Raw genomic sequence first — 15,425 nt, 5'->3', positions numbered from 1 at the left:
CAGGAAGGAAGTGCCCATGTTCGATGCTGCTGTGCTCAAGGGAAAGCGCATCCTGGTTACGGGCGGAGGGACTGGCCTCGGCAAGGAGATGTCAGTCGGTTTCGCCGCCCACGGCGCTCACGTCTACATCTGCGGGCGGAGGAAAGAGGTTCTCGATCAGGCCGTGCGCGACATCGCCGAACGGTCAGGGGGAACGGTCTCCGCGCTGCTTGCCAACGTGCGTGATCCCGACAGCATAGAGGCTATGATGTCCAGCATCTGGGCGGAGGGGCCGCTCACCGGGCTCGTCAACAATGCCGCGGCCAACTTCCTCGCCCCCACTGAAAGCCTCTCGCCGCGCGGCTACGAGGCGGTCCGCTCCACGGTGATGGATGGCTCGTTCTATGCCTCGCTTGCCTGCGGCAAGCGGTGGATCGCCGCGGGCCTCCCAGGCAGCATCATCAGCAATCTGGTCACCTGGGTGTGGACCGGATCGGCCTATGTGGTGCCCTCGGCGATGGCGAAGGCCGCCGTGCACGCCATGACCATGTCGCTCGCGGTCGAGTGGGGACCCAAGGGGATCCGCGTCAATGCCATCGCGCCTGGCCCGTTCCCGACTGAGGGGGCGTGGGACAAGCTCAATCCGCTCGCCGAGACGGGCGTCGGCGCGACCCAGGCCGAGGAGGTGCCGCTGCGCCGTTTCGGCAAGATGGATGAGCTGCGCAATCTCCTGATCTTCCTGATGTCGGATGGCTCAAGCTACATCACGGGGGACACGATCAGCATCGATGGCGGGCATCATTTGGCCGCGCCGAGCACTTTTGCGGGGCTTTCAAAACTCTCGGCGACCGACTGGCAGCGTGCGCGCGAAGCCATTCAAGCGTCGGTCCAGAAGGAGAAACAGGCGCGCTCGATCTGAGCTTCTGGCGGGCGGGATTTGAATGCATCGAAGGGAAGAGCCAATGGGACTGGCCATATCGACCAAGAGCTTTGAATGCACCATCGACGGTGGTCTTGCCCATATCGCTCTGGATCAGCCCGCCCGTGGCAACCCGATCGATGGTGACTTCTGCCGCGAATTCGGCCTGGCGATTGCTGAGCTGAGCGAGCGTGCCGACGTGCGGGCCGTGCTGCTATCCGCCCGTGGGCGATTGTTCAGTGTGGGCGGCGACCTGATGGCGCTGGTGAAGCAGGGCGACGCGCTGCCTGCAACGATCAAGGCCTGGACCGCCGATCTTCACGTCGCGCTCGCAAGGATGGTGCGCATGCGGTCCCCCGTTGTCGCAGCAGTTCATGGCAACGTCGCGGGCGGCAGCGTATCGCTGATGGCGGCCGCGGACCTCGTGGTGATGGCGGAATCGGCGAAGATCTCGGCTGCCTTCTCCAGGATTGGCTTCAGCCCGGACAGTGGGTCGACCACGACCGTTACGCGGCGCATCGGCGTCGCGCGCGCAAGGCGGTTTTTCCTGCTCGGCGAGACGCTCGATGCTGCGACGGCGCTGTCGCTCGGATTGGTTGATTTCGTCGTTCCGGATGCTGCGGTGCGGACCGAGGCTGCGCAGCTCGCAAAGGAATTTGCGGCTGGCCCGACCGAGGCGTTTGGCGCGATCAAGCGTCTGTTTTCGCAAACGGCCGATCGGTCGTTCGAGAGCCAGCTCGAGGAGGAGGCGCAGACGCTCGCCGCGATGTCGCGAACGGCCGATGCGCAGGAAGGCGTCAGGGCCTTCGTCGAGAAGCGAAAGCCGGTGTTTTCCGGACGATGAATACCGCCGGAAGCGACAATTCGACCATTGGCACCAAATCGTACGCTACAGTAACGTATCATAACGAATGAATAATCCGGCAATGAGCCGGAAAGGACACCAGTAGAGGGAGAAATGATCGTGGTCGCGGCCCTACGAGACACGTCTCATGCGAACTTTCGGCAAGCCGGCTACTGGCTGGACAAAACCGTCGATCAGCTTCTGACGGAAGCCGTTGCGAGAGCTCCCGACAAGGTCGCGATGGTCGCCGACCGCGCCGATCGCGACCAGGCCCCGCGCTTCACCTATAGGGAGCTGGATGATCTCGCCAATCGGGCCGCGAGTTCGCTGCTGCGGCTCGGCGTCGGGCGTGGCGATGTCGTCACCGTGCAATTGCCCAATTGGTGGGAGTTCGTCGTCACAGCGTTCGCATGCAGCAAGATCGGCGCGGTCATGAATCCGGTGATGCCGATCCTGCGCGAGCGCGAGCTGGTCTACATCCTGAACTTCTGCCAGGCGAAGGTTTTCATCGTACCGAAACGCTATCGCGGCTTCGACTACGCGGCGATGGCGCAGGGCATGCGCGCCGAGCTGCCGCATCTGAAGCACGTGATCGTTGCCGACGGCGAGGGCGAGACTGGTTTTGAGAGGATGCTGCTATCAGCCGACGCGGGCGAGCTCCCGGCCGGCTTGCGCCCGGACGACATGGCCGTGCTGATGTTCACGTCGGGCACGACCGGCGAGCCCAAGGGCGTCATGCACACGTCGAACTCACTGATTGCATGCTGCAAGGCATTGTCGGGCCGGTTCGGTCTTGATTCCAGCGACGTGCTGCTGGTGGCCTCTCCGGTCGGCCACATGACTGGCTATGCTGCGATCGTCCTGTTGTCGGTCTATCTCGGCGGCACGATGATCCTTCAGGACATCTGGGAAGCCAAGCGTGGCGTCGGCCTGATGGCTCGGGAAGGGGTCACCTATACCGCGGCGTCGACGCCGTTCCTGAGCGACATCTGCGAGGCCGTGAAAGGTGGTTCGCCGCAGCCGAAGAGCCTGCGCTCCTTCCTGTGCGGCGGGGCGCCGATTCCGTCGGCTCTGATCGAGCGTGCGGCCGGTGAACTCGGTCTCAAGGTCTGCTCGCTCTGGGGCATGACGGAAGTGTTGTCGGGGACGCTGACAGAACCGTCACGCGCGGCCGACAAGTCGGCGAGCACGGATGGCCGATCGCTGGAGGGAATGGAAGTCAGGATCGTCGACACCGAAGGCAATCCGGTGCCTGCGGGCGAGCCGGGTCGATTGCTGGTCCGAGGCGCCCAGATGTTCAAGGGCTATTACAAGCGGCCGGAACTGCCGACCTTCGACGGCGACGGCTGGTTCGATTCCGGCGACCTCGCCTATATGGACAAGGACGGATACATCCGGATCTCCGGACGCGTGAAGGACATCCTGATCCGTGGCGGCGAGAATGTGCCGGTCGTCGAGATCGAAAACCTGCTCTACAAGCATCCCGCGGTTTCCGCCGTCGCGGTCGTTGGTTTTCCGGATGCCCGGCTCGGCGAACGTGGCTGTGCATTCATCGTGCCTCGCAGCGGCAGCACGATCGACCTGACGGCGGTACAGGCCTATCTCGGCGAAGCGAGGATGGCGAAGCAATTCTGGCCGGAACGTATTGAGCTTGTGGCCGAGCTTCCGCGCACGGCCAGCGGCAAGATCCAGAAATTTAGACTGCGCGAGCTTGCAGCGGCGTTTGCCGAAGCAAAGTAGGCTATTGGTCGGAGTAGGTCGGAGTCCGTCGCTCGCGAAACGCGGCGACTGCTTCCGCATGATCATCGGTTTCGAGGAGGATGACCTGCTGCCGGTCCTCCATCATCAGCGCCGCATCGAGGCTCGGCGCGTCGATCAGCGTGTTGAGGGCCTGCTTGGTCATGCGCAGCCCCATCGGCGACACGCGCAACATATCCTCGGCGAGCGCGAGGCCCTTGGTGAGAAGATCTTCGGCAGGAACGACGTCGCTCACCAGCCCGATCGCTTTCGCCCGTTCAGCCTTGAGGAAGCGGCCAGTAAGAAGAAACTCGGAGGCCACCGACAGGCCGACCAGGCGCGGCAGCAGATAGCCCGAGCCCATGTCGCAGCCTCCGACGCCGATGCGGATATAGGCGGCGTTCATCCGCGCGTCCGGCGTCGCAAAGCGGACGTCGCAGGCGAGCACGAAGGAGAATCCGGCGCCGCATGCTGCGCCGTGGACGAGCCCGATGATCGGCTGCGGACACGACCGCATCAAGCGGATCACGCCGGAATAGTTCTGCTGCATCTTGAGCTGACGTTGAGGGCGGCCCGTGCCGGGTGCGGCAAACGCATCCGATCCGAGCTCGGCGCCGGCGGAGAATTGAGGCCCGTTGCCGCGAAATAGCACGACGCGCGTCGTCGGCCGGTCGTGCAGGCCGGAGAAATAGGCGGTCAGTTCCGCGATCATGTCGGGGGAGACGGCGTTGAGCTGGGCCGGCCGGTTCAACGTCAGGATATCGATCGCGCCGCGGCTCTCGACGGTGATGGTGCTCGGCTGCGTCATGGGCTCGCTCTCCATCGTTGATTGTCTTTGATGGCAGATAGTAATAAAGTGTACGATCATGGAGTGCAATGCCGTCCTCGCAGCGAGAACGGCCAACGATACGACCTTCAAGGGAGACAGGAGATGCCATACCAGTCCGTGTTCAGGCCGGACCTGTTCGAGGGGCAAACCATCATCGTGACCGGTGGTGGCAGCGGGATCGGGCGCTGCACCGCTCACGAGCTCGCGGCCCTTGGCGCGAACGTCGCAATTCTCGGCCGTACCATGGAAAAGTTGGTCGAGGTCCAGCGCGAGATCGAGGACGATGGCGGACAGGCGATGAGCCATGCCTGCGACATCCGCGATGAGGCCATGGTGGTTGGCGCGATCGATGCCGTGCTCGCGCGTTATGGACGTATTGATGGCCTCGTCAACAATGCCGGTGGGCAATTTCGTGCGCCTTTGAAGACGATCTCGACCAAAGGGTTCGAGGCTGTCGTGCGCAACAACCTGACCGGCGGCTTCATCTTCATGCGCGAAGTCTATAATCGCTGGATGGAGGCCAATGGCGGGTCGATTGTGAACATCATCGCCGATATCTGGCATGGCTGGCCCGAGTTCGGCCACTCCGCGGCCGCCCGCGGCGGCATGCTCACCTTGACCGAGACGGCCGCGTGCGAATGGTCATCCTCAGGCGTCCGCGTCAATGCGGTCGCCCCCGGCGGCATCGTCTCCAGCGGGTTCGATACCTACACGCCGGAGATGCAGAAGAAGCTGCATGACTTCACTGCAGGCGTGCCGCTTCAGCGCTTCGGCACGGAAGCCGAGATATCGGCCGCAATCACCTACCTGCTGTCGCCGGCGGCCGCCTATATCACCGGATCCTGCGTCCGCGTTGATGGCGGCACGCCGAATGCCCGCACGACATGGAAGCTCGAACCGCACAGCCGCAGCCTGCCGTTCGAAGGCTTCCATCGCGCGAAACTGCCCGAGGTGATGAAGCGGAAGGCCAGCGCGTAGCGGCCCGCCGCCGAAAGCGCGATGAGATTGGGGTGAATCGTCATCGCGCTTTAGGTTGTTGTTTGAGCATGATCTCTTCGGAAAACCGCTCCGCACTTTTCCGGATCATGCTTTAGTCCACCGCGATGATCAGCTTGCCCTGGTTCTCACCGCGGTAAAGCCGTGCGATCGCGCTGGGGGCGTGCTCCAGTCCCGGCAGGACCTCCTCGTCGTGGACGATCTGGCCGGCAAGCGCGAGCTCGGCGAGGCGCGCTGCGGCGGCGTCGAATTCCGCGAGATGATCGAAGATGATGAAGCCTGACCAGCGCAGCCTGCGCGTGAGGATCTCACGTTCGGGGCGCGGGCCGGTCGGGACGGGAGTCCAGGACGCGTTCGCGGCCGTGCCGCACTGGATGATGCGTCCACGCAGCCGCATGGTCCGGATGGCGGCATCGGCGATTGCGCCGCCAGTGTTGTCGAAGAAGATGTCATTGCCATCAGGGCACGCCGCGCGAATGGCCGCGCCGAGGTCGCCAGCCTCGCGGTAGTTGATCATGTCCTGATAGCCGTAGCGGGCCTTGGCTTGTGCCATCTTGTCGGCGGAGCTGGTGAGCCCGACGGCGCGGCATCCGGCAATGCGTGCGAGCTGGCCGACAAAGCTTCCGACGCTGCCGGCAGCGGTCGACACCAGAACGTGCTCGCCGGGCTTGGGATCGCCGAGGCCGTGAAAGGCAAGATAGGCGGTCAGGCCGTTCATGCCGAGTACGCTGAGATTGGCGCTGAGCGGGAGGGCGGACGGAACGACGCGCCGCAGAACGGCGTCGGGTGTGGCGACGCAATAGCGCTGCCAGCCAAACCATCCATAGACGAACTCGCCTGCGCGAAGCTCCGGCACATTGCTTTCGATAATTTCCCCCACGGCCAGCGCGCGCATCGGCGTGTCGAGTGGCACGGGGGCGCTATAGTTCCCCTCATCATTGGCCCACCCGCGCTGCGCCGGATCGACCGAGAGATAGCGGTTTTCGACCAGGATCTCGCCTTTGCCGGGTCCGGCCACGGGCTCCGTCATGAGTGAAAAATGCTCGGCTTGCGGTATCCCACGTGGCCGGGCCGTCAGCCGAACCTGTCGATTTTCGCGGGCGGACATGAGCGATCCTCATAAATAGTACGCTTGTGTACGATATGAGTATACGGTAGAACTTGGTCGGGAGACAAGGACATCGCGGCGGCTGCGGGCCGCCTCACCCTCCAAATAGATGACAAGAGGCAAGCAATGGCGGGGCTCTATTTCGAGCAGTTCTCGGTCGGACAGACCTTCGTTCATGAAATCCGGCGCACCGTGACGGACATGGACAACATCCTGTTCTCGTCGCTGACCTACAATCCGGCGGCGGTCCATATCGATCACGACTACGCCAAGGGCACCGAGTTCGGGAAGCCCTTGATGAATTCGATCTTCACGCTCGGCCTGATCATCGGACTATCGGTTCAGGACACGACGCTGGGAACCACCGTCGGCAATCTCGGAATGGAGGACACCAAATTTCCGCGGCCGGTGTTCGCCGGTGACACGCTGCGAGCCGAAACCAAAGTCGTTGCCGTCAGGGAAAGCAAGTCGCGTCCGACGCAGGGCATCGTGACGTTCGAGCATCGCGGCTTCAATCAGCGCGACGAGGAAGTGGTTTACTGCCGCAGGAGCGGGTTGATGATGCGGAGGCCCGCATGAAGCTCCGCTCGCTGCTCTTTGTGCCTGCCGATAGTGAACGCAAGTTCGCCAAGGCGGACGGCATCGGCGCCGATGCGCTGATCCTCGACCTCGAGGACTCCGTGGCCCCGGGACGCAAGGCTTTTGCGCGAGGTGCCGTGAAGGATCTGTTGGGCGGCGGGCCGCGCAACTGGTCGTTCCTGGTCCGCATCAATCCGTTCGGGACGGGGCTCACGCTGGAAGACCTGGCGGCGGTGGTTCGTCCGGGTCTCGATGGTCTCCTCATCCCGAAGGTCAACGGCATCGAGGACGTCGACCTCGTCTCGCACTATGTCGATGTGCTGGAGGTCGCGACCGGTATTCCGCCGGGGGACGTCAAGCTGCTGGTTGTTGCGACTGAAACACCGGCCGCCATGATCGGGTTCAACGGCTACGCGCGCAAGAACGAGCGGCTGGTTGCCATGACCTGGGGGGCGGAAGACCTGAGCGCGGCCCTGGGCGCGCTCACGAACAAGGAGGCGGACGGCAACTGGACCTTCCCCTACCAGGTGGCGCGCGCGCAATGCCTGTTCGCCGCGGGTGCAGCCGGCGTCGCCGCGCTGGATACGCTCTATGCGGACTTCAGGGATCAGGATGGCCTCGCCGAAAGCTGCCGGCTGGCGCGCCGCGACGGTTTCGTCGGCCGCGTCGCGATCCACCCGGCTCAAGTCGCGACCATCAATACCTGTTTCACGCCCTCAGATGCCGATCTCGCGCATGCACGTCGCGTCGTCGCGGCGTTTGCCGCGGCGCCTGATGTCGGCACGGTCGGGATCGACGGGAAGATGTACGACATTCCGCATCTGGTCGCAGCGCGGCGCACCCTGGCGTCGGTCGGGGAGGGACATTCGAATGGATAGCAGGTCATTTTCCAACCAGCTCGACGTTCCGGAAGATCACGCCGCAATCCGCGAAGGCGTGCGCGCGGTCGTCACGCGGTTCGATGACGAGTACTGGCTGGCCCGCGATGACGACGGCGAGTTTCCCCGCGAATTCCATCGCGCCATGGCGGACGCCGGCTGGCTCGGCATTACCATGCCCGAGGAGTATGGCGGTGCAGGGCTCGGCGTCACCGAGGCCGCCATCATGATGCATGAGGTCGCGAGCCATGGCGGCGGGATGACGTCGGCGTCGGCCGTGCATATCAACCTGTTCGGGCCGCATCCGATCGTGGTGAAGGGGACTGACGAGCAGAAGCGCCGCTGGGTGCCGCGCCTGGTGTCGGGCGAGGACCAATGCTGCTTCGGCTTCACCGAGCCGGATGCCGGACTGAACACTACCCGTATCAAGACCTTCGCCGAGAAGGTCCCCGGTGGTTATCGCGTGCACGGACAGAAGGTCTGGACGTCCACGGCACAGATCGCGAACAAGATCATGCTGCTGACGCGGACGACGAAGTTCGAGGACTGCCAGCGGCCGACCGATGGCATCACCATCTTCTATACCGATCTCGATCGTTCCAAGATCGAGGTGCGGCGTATTCCCAAGATGGGCCGCAAGGCCGTCGATTCCAACGCCATCTTCATCGATGGCCTCTTCATCCCCGACGCGGATCGCATTGGCGAGGAAGGCAAGGGCTTCTCCTATATCCTGCACAGTCTCAATCCCGAGCGCATCCTGATCGCGGTCGAGGCGATCGGAATCGGGCAGGATGCGCTGCGACGCGCAACTCGCTATGCCAAAGAGCGGGTCGTGTTCGACCGTCCGATCGGCCAGAACCAGGGCATCCAGCACCCGCTGGCCGAGAAATGGATGTACCTCGAGTCGGCTTGGCTGATGGCGATGCGCGCCGCCTGGCTCTACGATGCCGGAAAGCCGTGTGGCGCCGAGGCCAACAGTGCCAAGTTCCTCGGTGCGCGCGCGGGGCATGATGCCGCCTGGCAGGCGATCATGACGCATGGCGGCTTTGGCTATGCAAAGGAGTATCACGTCGAGCGGCTGTTCCGCGAAGTCTCGATCACCCGCCTTGCACCGATCACCGAGCAGCTCATGCTGAGCTTCATCGCCGAGAAGGTGCTCGACCTGCCGAAGAGCTACTGAACGCGCCTCAGAGATTGCGGGAGATCAACTCCCGCATGATCTCGGACGTGCCGCCATAGATCCGCAGCACGCGTGCGTCCGCAAACAGGCGGCAGATCTCGTATTCGCGCATGAAGCCATAGCCGCCGAAGAATTGCAGGCACTGGTCGACCAGTCGCCCGTGCATTTCGGTGACCCACAGTTTTGCGGTCGAGGCGGCGTAGGTCGTCAACTCTCCACGAACGTGCTGGGCGAGGCACTGATCGACATAGGCCCAGCCGACCTGAAGGTCGGATTTGAGGTCCGCGAGCTTGAAGCGCGTGTTCTGATAGGAGCCGATCGCCTGTCCAAACGCCTTGCGCTCGAGGACGTAGGCCCTGGTGATGTCGAACGCCTTCTGCGCCGATGCGATTGAGTGAAGGGCGATCGTCAGGCGCTCCTGCGGCAGTTCGCTCATCAGCGCGGCCATTGCGCCGCCTTCCGAGCCAAGCAGATTGGTTACGGGAACGCGGACCTGGTCGAAGAATAGCTCCGACGTATCGGAAGAGAGATGACCAAGCTTGTCGAGGTTGCGACCGTGGCGAAATCCGGGCCGATCGGTTTCGACGAGGATCAGGCTCATGCCGCGCGATCCGCCGTCCGGATTGGTGCGCGTCACGGCGATGACGAGATCGCACATCTGGCCGTTCGAAATGAAGGTCTTCTGACCGGAGATGACATACTCATCGCCTTCGCGCACGGCACGCGTGCGAATGCCCTGGAGATCGCTGCCGGTTCCGGGCTCGGTCATGGCGATGGCGCAGACGGCCTCGCCCGAGATCATGCGCGGCAGCCATTTCTTCTTCTGCGCCTCCGTGCCGTAGCTCAGGAGATATCCGCAGCAGACGTCGTTGTGGACGGAGAAGTCGGTCGCCGGACCCGCAAAGCCCGAATAGGCGAGTTCTTCGATGACAACGGCATTGTGCCGGAAATCGCCGCCGATGCCGCCGTACTGCTCGGGCACCTGAGGGCAGAGCAGGCCGGCTTGGCCTGCCGCCGGCCACAATGCGCGGTCGATGATCCCGGCCTTCTCCCAATCCTGGAAGTGCGGCGCGATCTTCGCGGCGGCGAATCGCCGGACGCTTTCGCGCAGAAGGGTGTGCTCTTCGTCGAATACGGGGCGATTGGGCAGCATGTCTGTCGGCCACGATTTGAGAGTTGGAAGCGTTGAGAGTTAGAAGGCGACCTTGTCGCCGCCCTTGAGCTGAAGGATTTCACGCGCTTCGTTGGCACTCGCGATCTCGAGCCCAAGTCCTTCGATGATCTTGCGCACCTGCGTCACCTGCGCGGCATTGGTCTCGGCGAGGCGGCCTGCGCCGAGCCATAGGCTGTCCTCGAGCCCGACGCGAACGTTGCCGCCCATCGCCACTGCCATGGCCGCAACCGGCATCTGCGCGCGCCCGGCGCCAAGGACCGACCAGCGGTAGTTGTCGCCGAATAACCGATCCGCCGTTCGTTTCATGTGCATGACGTCGTCCGGATGCGAGCCGATGCCGCCGAGCAGTCCGAAGCACGTCTGGATGAAGAGCGGCGCCTTCACCAGCCCTTCCGTCCAGAAATAGTGCAGATTGTAGAGATGGCTCGTGTCGTAACATTCGAACTCGTAGCGCGCGCCGGAGCTGTTCAGCGTCTCCAAGGCGTAGCGGATATCCTTGAACGAGTTGCGGAAGACGAGGTCGTGGGAGCCCTCCAGCATCTGCGGCTCCCAGTCGTATTTGAACGACTTGTACCGCTTCAGCATCGGAAACAGGCCGAAGTTCATCGACCCCATGTTGAGGCTCGCGACCTCAGGCTTCCAGGTCGCGGCCGGACGCACACGCTCCTCGACCGTCATGTACGGCGAGCCGCCCGTCGTCAGGTTTACGACGACGTTGGAGCTCTGCTTGATCACGCGCAGGAACGGCTCGAACGCCTCCGGCGACTGATCCGGCCGTCCATCGGCCGGATTGCGCGCGTGCAGGTGCACGATCGCGGCCCCAGCCGCCGCAGCGCCGAGCGCGGCCTCGGCGATCTCAGCCGCGGTCACCGGCAGATGCGGTGACATCGTCGGCGTATGGATCGATCCCGTAACCGCGCAGGAGATGATGACCTTGTGGGGCGCCATGAGCGGCCTTTAGCGCGCAAATTTGTGGAAGTCCGGGTCGCGCTTCTCGTTGAAGGCCGCGACGCCTTCCTTCGATTCCGCCGTGTCGTAGAACAGCTTTACGGCGTGGAGCGCGAAGTTGCTGATGCCGCGGATATTGTCGGAATCTGCGTTGAAGGACCGCTTCGCCAGCGCAAGCGCAGTCGGCGAGCGCTGCGCGAGCTTGTCGGTCCAGTCCTTCACGGCAGCGTCGAGCTGCGCCATGGGGACGACCTTGTTGACGAGACCCATCTCGCGCGCCTGTTCGGCGGTATAGCGCTCATTCAAGTACCAGATCTCCCGCGCTTTCTTGTCGCCGACATGACGGGCGAGGAAGGCCGTTCCCCAGCCTGCATCGACTGAGCCGACCTTGGGGCCGACCTGGCCGAACTGGGCGTGCTCTGCGGCGATGGTGAGATCGCAAAGGGTTGCGAGCACGTTGCCGCCGCCGATGGCAAAGCCATTTACCCGGGCGATCACCGGTTTCGGTACGTCGCGGATCAGGCCCTGGATCTCGTCGATCGGCAGGCCGACCACGCCGCGGCCGTCGTATTGGCCTTCATGGGCCGATTGATCGCCGCCGGTGCAGAACGCCTTCTCGCCGGCGCCGGTGAGCACAATGCTGGCGACGTTGCGGTCGTTGCCGGCGAGCTGGAAAGCCTGGATGAGCTCGTCCAGCGTCCGCGCGCGGAATGCGTTGTAGACCTTCGGACGGTTGATGATGATCCACGCGGCGCGATCGCGGATTTCGTAGATGACGTCGGTGAATTCTTTGGGATCGGTCATGGGATTTCCTCGCGCAGGTTAGATCATGTTCATTCCGCCGGAGACGGAGATGGTTTGCCCGGTGATGAATTTGCCGTCGTCGGAGGCGAGCATCGCGACGATCCCGCCGTAGTCCTCGGGCTCGCCCATGCGACGCAGCGGGATGCCTCTGAGCATGGCATCCTTCCATTTCACCGCGTGCTCGCCTTCGCCCAGCACCGCGGCCATCATCGGCGTGTTGGTGGGGCCGGGGCAGACGGCATTGAGCAGGACGTTCTTGCGCGCCAGCTCGCGCGCCAGCGACTTGGTAAAGGAAATGAGTCCGCCCTTGCAGGCGGAGTAGACGGCCTCATCGCTGGTGCCAACGCGTGCCGCATCGGACGCGATGTTGACGATCCGGCCGCCGCCGCGCTCGGCCATCAACGGTGCAATTGCCTTGTGGGTGTTGAGCGGCCCATAGAGGTTGATGCGGATGATCTTGTCCCACAGCTCGCGATCGGTCTTCAGGAACGGCATCGGCCGGTCCCACCCGGCATTGTTGACCAGGAGCCAGATCGGCCCGAGCTCGGCCTCGACCTTGGCGACCGCGGCGTTGACGGACTCCGCATCGCCCACATCGACGGCATAGGTCTTGATGACGGCCTGCGGTGCGAGCTTTGCGGTCTCTTCGCCGCCTTGCGGGTTGATGTCGAAGATCGCGATCTTGCAGCCCTCTTCGGCCAGCCGCAGCGTCAATCCTCGTCCGATGCCCTGTCCGCCGCCGGTCACGACGGCAACTTTTCCCGATAGGCCCTTCAACGTCGATCTCCCTTGTCGTTTGTCGTTTCTTTGGCGGCCTTCGATGGGCCGAAGGCGTCGGCCCTATGAGGCGGACCCGTTCTTCTGAATGTCGTATCCGCGCTGCGAGTACATTTGTCGCGCGATGATCGTCTTCATGATCTCGATCGAGCCGCCGGCGATCTTGACGACGCGTGCGTCGGCATAGGCCCTCGCGATCGGATACTCCCACATATAGCCCCAGCCACCGAACAGCTGCAGACACTCGTCGACCGTCTCGCAGTGCAGCTCTGACGTGAACATCTTGGCCATGGCGGCGTCGACGGGATCGAGCTTTCCTTCCATGAAAAGGGCGATGCACTTGTCGGTGAAGACGCGCGCGACGGCGGCCTTGGTCCTGAGCTCGGCCAGCTTGAATTGCGTATTCTGGAAATCGGCGAGCTTCTGCCCGAAGGCGCTTCTTTCCGAGGTGTATTGCAGCGTCCAGTCGATCACGGTCTCGGCAACGGTCGCCGACCGGATGGCTTGCGCCAGACGCTCCTGCGATAGTTTTGTCATCATCTGCGCAAAGCCCCGGCCTTCCGCGCCGAGCATGTTTGTGGCGGGAATGCGGACATTGTCGAAGAACAGCTCGGAGGTATCTTGCGCCCTCATGCCGAGCTTTTCCAGATTGCGGCCGCGCCTGAAGCCGGGCCGATTGCTTTCGACGATGAACAGGGTCACGCCCTTGGCGCCGGCCTGGCCGTCGGTCTTGGTCGCGAGCACGATGAAGTCGCACAGCTGGCCGTTTGAGATGAAGACCTTCTGGCCGTTGATGACGAACTCGTCGCCGTCGCGCGCAGCGCGGGTGCGGATCGCCTTGAGGTCGCTGCCGGCGTGAGGTTCCGTCATACCCAGAGAGCCGATGGCTTCGCCGGATACCATCTTCGGCAGCCATTTGCGCTTTTGCGCCTCGCTCCCGAAGGACAGAAGATAAGTCGCGACCAGGTCGGTGTGGATGAGAAAGCCGGGACCGCTGGCGCCGGCCCGCCATAGCTCCTCGAACACGACGACATCGAAGAGGTAGTCGAGGCCCATGCCACCATATTCCTCAGGGACAGTGCAGCAGAGCAGGCCGGCCGCGCCGGCCTTCAGCCACAAATCCCGCGGGACGATGCCGTCCTCTTCCCATTGGGCGTGAAAGGGCACGATTTCGCGCTCGACAAAGCGGCGGACCGTCTGCCGGAAAATCTCGTGTTCCTCGCGAAAGATCGTGCGTTCGATCATTGTCAAAGCGCTTCCTGTCTGATTTAGTTTGCTAGTGTACAGTATTTGATCGTGTCGTACAACTCGAAAAGACAGGCGTGCAAGTACGATCGTACACCAACGAACGGTAACGGGAAGGGAGAGGAAGCAATGACGGTCGGGCCGGAGCTGAAGCAGTTTCGCATCGAATTGTCGGACCAGCGCGTCCTGCACCTCATCTTCGACATGCCGGGACGGTCGATGAACGTGTTCTCGAATGCGGCAATCGAGGAGCTTGGCCTGTTTGCGGACTGGCTCAGGCAAAGCGATGTGGTGGGCGTCGTCATCCGTTCCGGCAAATCATCCGCCTTCTGCGCAGGCGCCGATCTGGCCGAGCTGGAAACGGCCTATGACATGATCATGGCCGCGCCAGCAGGCGAGCGCGATCGGCTTGCCTTCGATCATTTCTTCCGATTGAGCCACGGTCTGCGCAGGCTCGAGACGGCTGGGAAGCCGGTCGCGGTTGCGATCGCCGGGCTTGCCTTGGGCGGCGGCTGCGAATTTGCCCTTGCGGCGCATCACAGGGTCATCGCCGATCATCCGCAGGCGACGTTCGGCCTGCCGGAATCACTTGTCGGATTGCTGCCGGGCGGCGGTGGAACTCAGCGTTTGCCTCGCCTGATCGGGATCGAGGCGGCGCTGCCCGTGTTGCTCGATGGCGCGCGGATCGGCGGACAGGCGGCGATCGCGGCGGGACTTGCGCAGGAATTGGTAGCGCCAGGCGAAGAAGTCGCCGCGGCCGAGCGTTGGGTGCTGTTGCGACCGCAGTCCGCGCAGCCTTGGGATCGGCCGAATTGGCATGCGACGGACGCGCAGCAGGTCGGGACGACGATCGAAGCGAAACGAAGCAAGATGCTGGCCGAGACGCTCGGCCATTATCCGGCGCTTTCCGCCGTTCTCGACTGCGTCGAGCAGGGGCTCCCGCAGGACTTCGATATGGCCATCCGCACTGAGATGCAGATCTTCGCAAAGCTGATCCAGCGGCGGGAGCCACGCAACATGATCAGGACATTGTTTCTCGGCCGGCTCGACTATGAACGGATGAAGAAGAAGGGCGCAAATCCCAGGATCACGGAAGCCGTGGCCGCGGTCTCGGAGGTGCTCGGCGTCCAGTCGGAGCGTGGCAAGGAGCTGGCGGAGGCGTTTGCGCGGGCAGGCTTCCGGGGCGAGCAGACGCACAAGGTCGAGTTCGATGGGGGTGTCGCGGGCGCCGTCTATTGGCATGACGATGAGCCGAGGACCTGGGGCAAGGAGCTGCTGCGCGCGCGGCTGGCGGATGCCGAGGCCGCCGCCACAGGCTGGCGATCCCAGCTTGACGAGTCCGAGCGTCGCGCTGCGGACTATGTCCTGGTCACGCAGGCGGGCTTTCCAGCCTATCTCGGCGGCCTGTTTGCAGCCGGGCTGAGCTAG

General features: G+C 63.5%; 15 protein-coding genes. 8 read left to right on the top strand and 7 right to left on the bottom strand.

Annotation, left to right across the window (positions count from 1 at the left end):
• Positions 1-16 precede the first annotated feature (16 nt).
• The 3 genes from WN72_RS34725 to WN72_RS34715 all read left to right on the top strand — a co-directional run bounded on the left by WN72_RS34725 (position 17) and on the right by WN72_RS34715 (position 3,482).
• Positions 17-898, top strand: a complete 882-nt coding sequence (locus WN72_RS34725) for an SDR family oxidoreductase (protein ID WP_027564456.1) — start codon at positions 17-19, stop codon at positions 896-898.
• Positions 899-941: 43 nt separating this feature from the next.
• Complete coding sequence (locus WN72_RS34720; protein WP_027564455.1) at positions 942-1,742, top strand: enoyl-CoA hydratase/isomerase family protein; 801 nt, start codon at positions 942-944, stop codon at positions 1,740-1,742.
• 114 nt (positions 1,743-1,856) lie between these two features.
• Positions 1,857-3,482 (top strand): AMP-binding protein, encoded by a 1,626-nt coding sequence (locus tag WN72_RS34715; RefSeq protein ID WP_092218341.1) that lies wholly within the window; start codon positions 1,857-1,859, stop codon positions 3,480-3,482.
• 1 nt (position 3,483) lies between these two features.
• Here WN72_RS34715 and WN72_RS34710 read toward each other — a convergent pair whose 3' ends face one another.
• The gene (locus WN72_RS34710; RefSeq protein WP_027564453.1) at positions 3,484-4,287 is read right to left on the bottom strand and encodes an enoyl-CoA hydratase/isomerase family protein; all 804 of its coding nucleotides are present in this window, start codon (positions 4,285-4,287) and stop codon (positions 3,484-3,486) included.
• Positions 4,288-4,410: 123 nt separating this feature from the next.
• Here WN72_RS34710 and WN72_RS34705 point away from each other — a divergent pair, with 123 nt between their 5' ends.
• Positions 4,411-5,286: an SDR family oxidoreductase gene (locus WN72_RS34705; protein WP_027564452.1), complete on the top strand. Its 876-nt coding sequence runs from the start codon at positions 4,411-4,413 to the stop codon at positions 5,284-5,286.
• A gap of 112 nt (positions 5,287-5,398) precedes the next feature.
• On the opposite strand, the gene WN72_RS34700 is transcribed toward WN72_RS34705, so the two are convergent.
• A complete protein-coding gene (locus WN72_RS34700) occupies positions 5,399-6,334 on the bottom strand; it encodes an NADP-dependent oxidoreductase (protein WP_244553902.1) in 936 nt (311 codons plus the stop codon).
• A 204-nt stretch (positions 6,335-6,538) separates the two neighbouring features.
• Here WN72_RS34700 and WN72_RS34695 point away from each other — a divergent pair, with 204 nt between their 5' ends.
• The 3 genes from WN72_RS34695 to WN72_RS34685 are packed head-to-tail and all read left to right on the top strand — an operon-like array spanning position 6,539 to position 9,049.
• Entirely contained in the window at positions 6,539-6,991 is a 453-nt protein-coding gene (locus tag WN72_RS34695) for a MaoC family dehydratase (protein ID WP_027564450.1), read from the top strand.
• Complete coding sequence (locus WN72_RS34690; RefSeq protein WP_092218339.1) at positions 6,988-7,869, top strand: HpcH/HpaI aldolase/citrate lyase family protein; 882 nt, start codon at positions 6,988-6,990, stop codon at positions 7,867-7,869. Before WN72_RS34695 ends, WN72_RS34690 begins: the two co-directional genes overlap by 4 nt.
• Entirely contained in the window at positions 7,862-9,049 is a 1,188-nt protein-coding gene (locus tag WN72_RS34685) for an acyl-CoA dehydrogenase family protein (protein WP_092218338.1), read from the top strand. The genes WN72_RS34690 and WN72_RS34685 overlap by 8 nt, the downstream gene beginning before the upstream one ends.
• Positions 9,050-9,056: 7 nt before the next feature.
• Here the strand turns inward: WN72_RS34685 and WN72_RS34680 are convergent, their stop codons facing one another.
• The 5 genes from WN72_RS34680 to WN72_RS34660 all read right to left on the bottom strand — a co-directional run bounded on the left by WN72_RS34680 (position 9,057) and on the right by WN72_RS34660 (position 13,997).
• Positions 9,057-10,202: an acyl-CoA dehydrogenase family protein gene (locus WN72_RS34680; protein ID WP_092218337.1), complete on the bottom strand. Its 1,146-nt coding sequence runs from the start codon at positions 10,200-10,202 to the stop codon at positions 9,057-9,059.
• A gap of 39 nt (positions 10,203-10,241) precedes the next feature.
• The gene (gene kce / locus WN72_RS34675; protein ID WP_092218336.1) at positions 10,242-11,171 is read right to left on the bottom strand and encodes a 3,5-dioxohexanoate:acetyl-CoA acetone transferase; all 930 of its coding nucleotides are present in this window, start codon (positions 11,169-11,171) and stop codon (positions 10,242-10,244) included.
• A gap of 9 nt (positions 11,172-11,180) precedes the next feature.
• Entirely contained in the window at positions 11,181-11,975 is a 795-nt protein-coding gene (locus WN72_RS34670) for an enoyl-CoA hydratase-related protein (protein ID WP_027564445.1), read from the bottom strand.
• A gap of 18 nt (positions 11,976-11,993) precedes the next feature.
• A complete protein-coding gene (locus tag WN72_RS34665) occupies positions 11,994-12,752 on the bottom strand; it encodes an SDR family oxidoreductase (protein ID WP_027564444.1) in 759 nt (252 codons plus the stop codon).
• 63 nt (positions 12,753-12,815) lie between these two features.
• On the bottom strand, positions 12,816-13,997 hold the full coding sequence (locus tag WN72_RS34660) for an acyl-CoA dehydrogenase family protein (protein ID WP_028146198.1): 1,182 nt from the start codon (positions 13,995-13,997) through the stop codon (positions 12,816-12,818).
• Between the two features lie 129 nt (positions 13,998-14,126).
• Between WN72_RS34660 and WN72_RS34655 the strand changes: the two genes are divergently transcribed.
• Positions 14,127-15,425, top strand: coding sequence for an enoyl-CoA hydratase-related protein (locus WN72_RS34655; protein WP_092218335.1), 1,299 nt, complete (start codon positions 14,127-14,129; stop codon positions 15,423-15,425).

The sequence above is a fragment of the Bradyrhizobium arachidis genome (assembly GCF_015291705.1).
Lineage (GTDB): Bacteria > Pseudomonadota > Alphaproteobacteria > Rhizobiales > Xanthobacteraceae > Bradyrhizobium > Bradyrhizobium arachidis.
The sequence above is the reverse complement of the archived record's forward strand: the minus strand, read 5'-3'. Positions and strand labels throughout refer to the sequence as shown.

Bases quoted from the DNA above. Each gene is read 5' to 3' on its own strand.
- WN72_RS34685 (WP_092218338.1), top strand. From the start codon at position 7,862: ATGGATAGCAGGTCATTTTCCAACCAGCTCGACGTTCCGGAAGATCAC.
- WN72_RS34700 (WP_244553902.1), bottom strand. From the start codon at position 6,334: ATGACGGAGCCCGTGGCCGGACCCGGCAAAGGCGAGATCCTGGTCGAA.
- WN72_RS34720 (WP_027564455.1), top strand. From the start codon at position 942: ATGGGACTGGCCATATCGACCAAGAGCTTTGAATGCACCATCGACGGT.
- WN72_RS34715 (WP_092218341.1), top strand. From the start codon at position 1,857: ATGATCGTGGTCGCGGCCCTACGAGACACGTCTCATGCGAACTTTCGG.
- kce (WP_092218336.1), bottom strand. From the start codon at position 11,171: ATGGCGCCCCACAAGGTCATCATCTCCTGCGCGGTTACGGGATCGATC.
- WN72_RS34695 (WP_027564450.1), top strand. From the start codon at position 6,539: ATGGCGGGGCTCTATTTCGAGCAGTTCTCGGTCGGACAGACCTTCGTT.
- WN72_RS34705 (WP_027564452.1), top strand. From the start codon at position 4,411: ATGCCATACCAGTCCGTGTTCAGGCCGGACCTGTTCGAGGGGCAAACC.
- WN72_RS34655 (WP_092218335.1), top strand. From the start codon at position 14,127: ATGACGGTCGGGCCGGAGCTGAAGCAGTTTCGCATCGAATTGTCGGAC.
- WN72_RS34680 (WP_092218337.1), bottom strand. From the start codon at position 10,202: ATGCTGCCCAATCGCCCCGTATTCGACGAAGAGCACACCCTTCTGCGC.
- WN72_RS34670 (WP_027564445.1), bottom strand. From the start codon at position 11,975: ATGACCGATCCCAAAGAATTCACCGACGTCATCTACGAAATCCGCGAT.
- WN72_RS34710 (WP_027564453.1), bottom strand. From the start codon at position 4,287: ATGACGCAGCCGAGCACCATCACCGTCGAGAGCCGCGGCGCGATCGAT.
- WN72_RS34725 (WP_027564456.1), top strand. From the start codon at position 17: ATGTTCGATGCTGCTGTGCTCAAGGGAAAGCGCATCCTGGTTACGGGC.
- WN72_RS34690 (WP_092218339.1), top strand. From the start codon at position 6,988: ATGAAGCTCCGCTCGCTGCTCTTTGTGCCTGCCGATAGTGAACGCAAG.
- WN72_RS34660 (WP_028146198.1), bottom strand. From the start codon at position 13,997: ATGATCGAACGCACGATCTTTCGCGAGGAACACGAGATTTTCCGGCAG.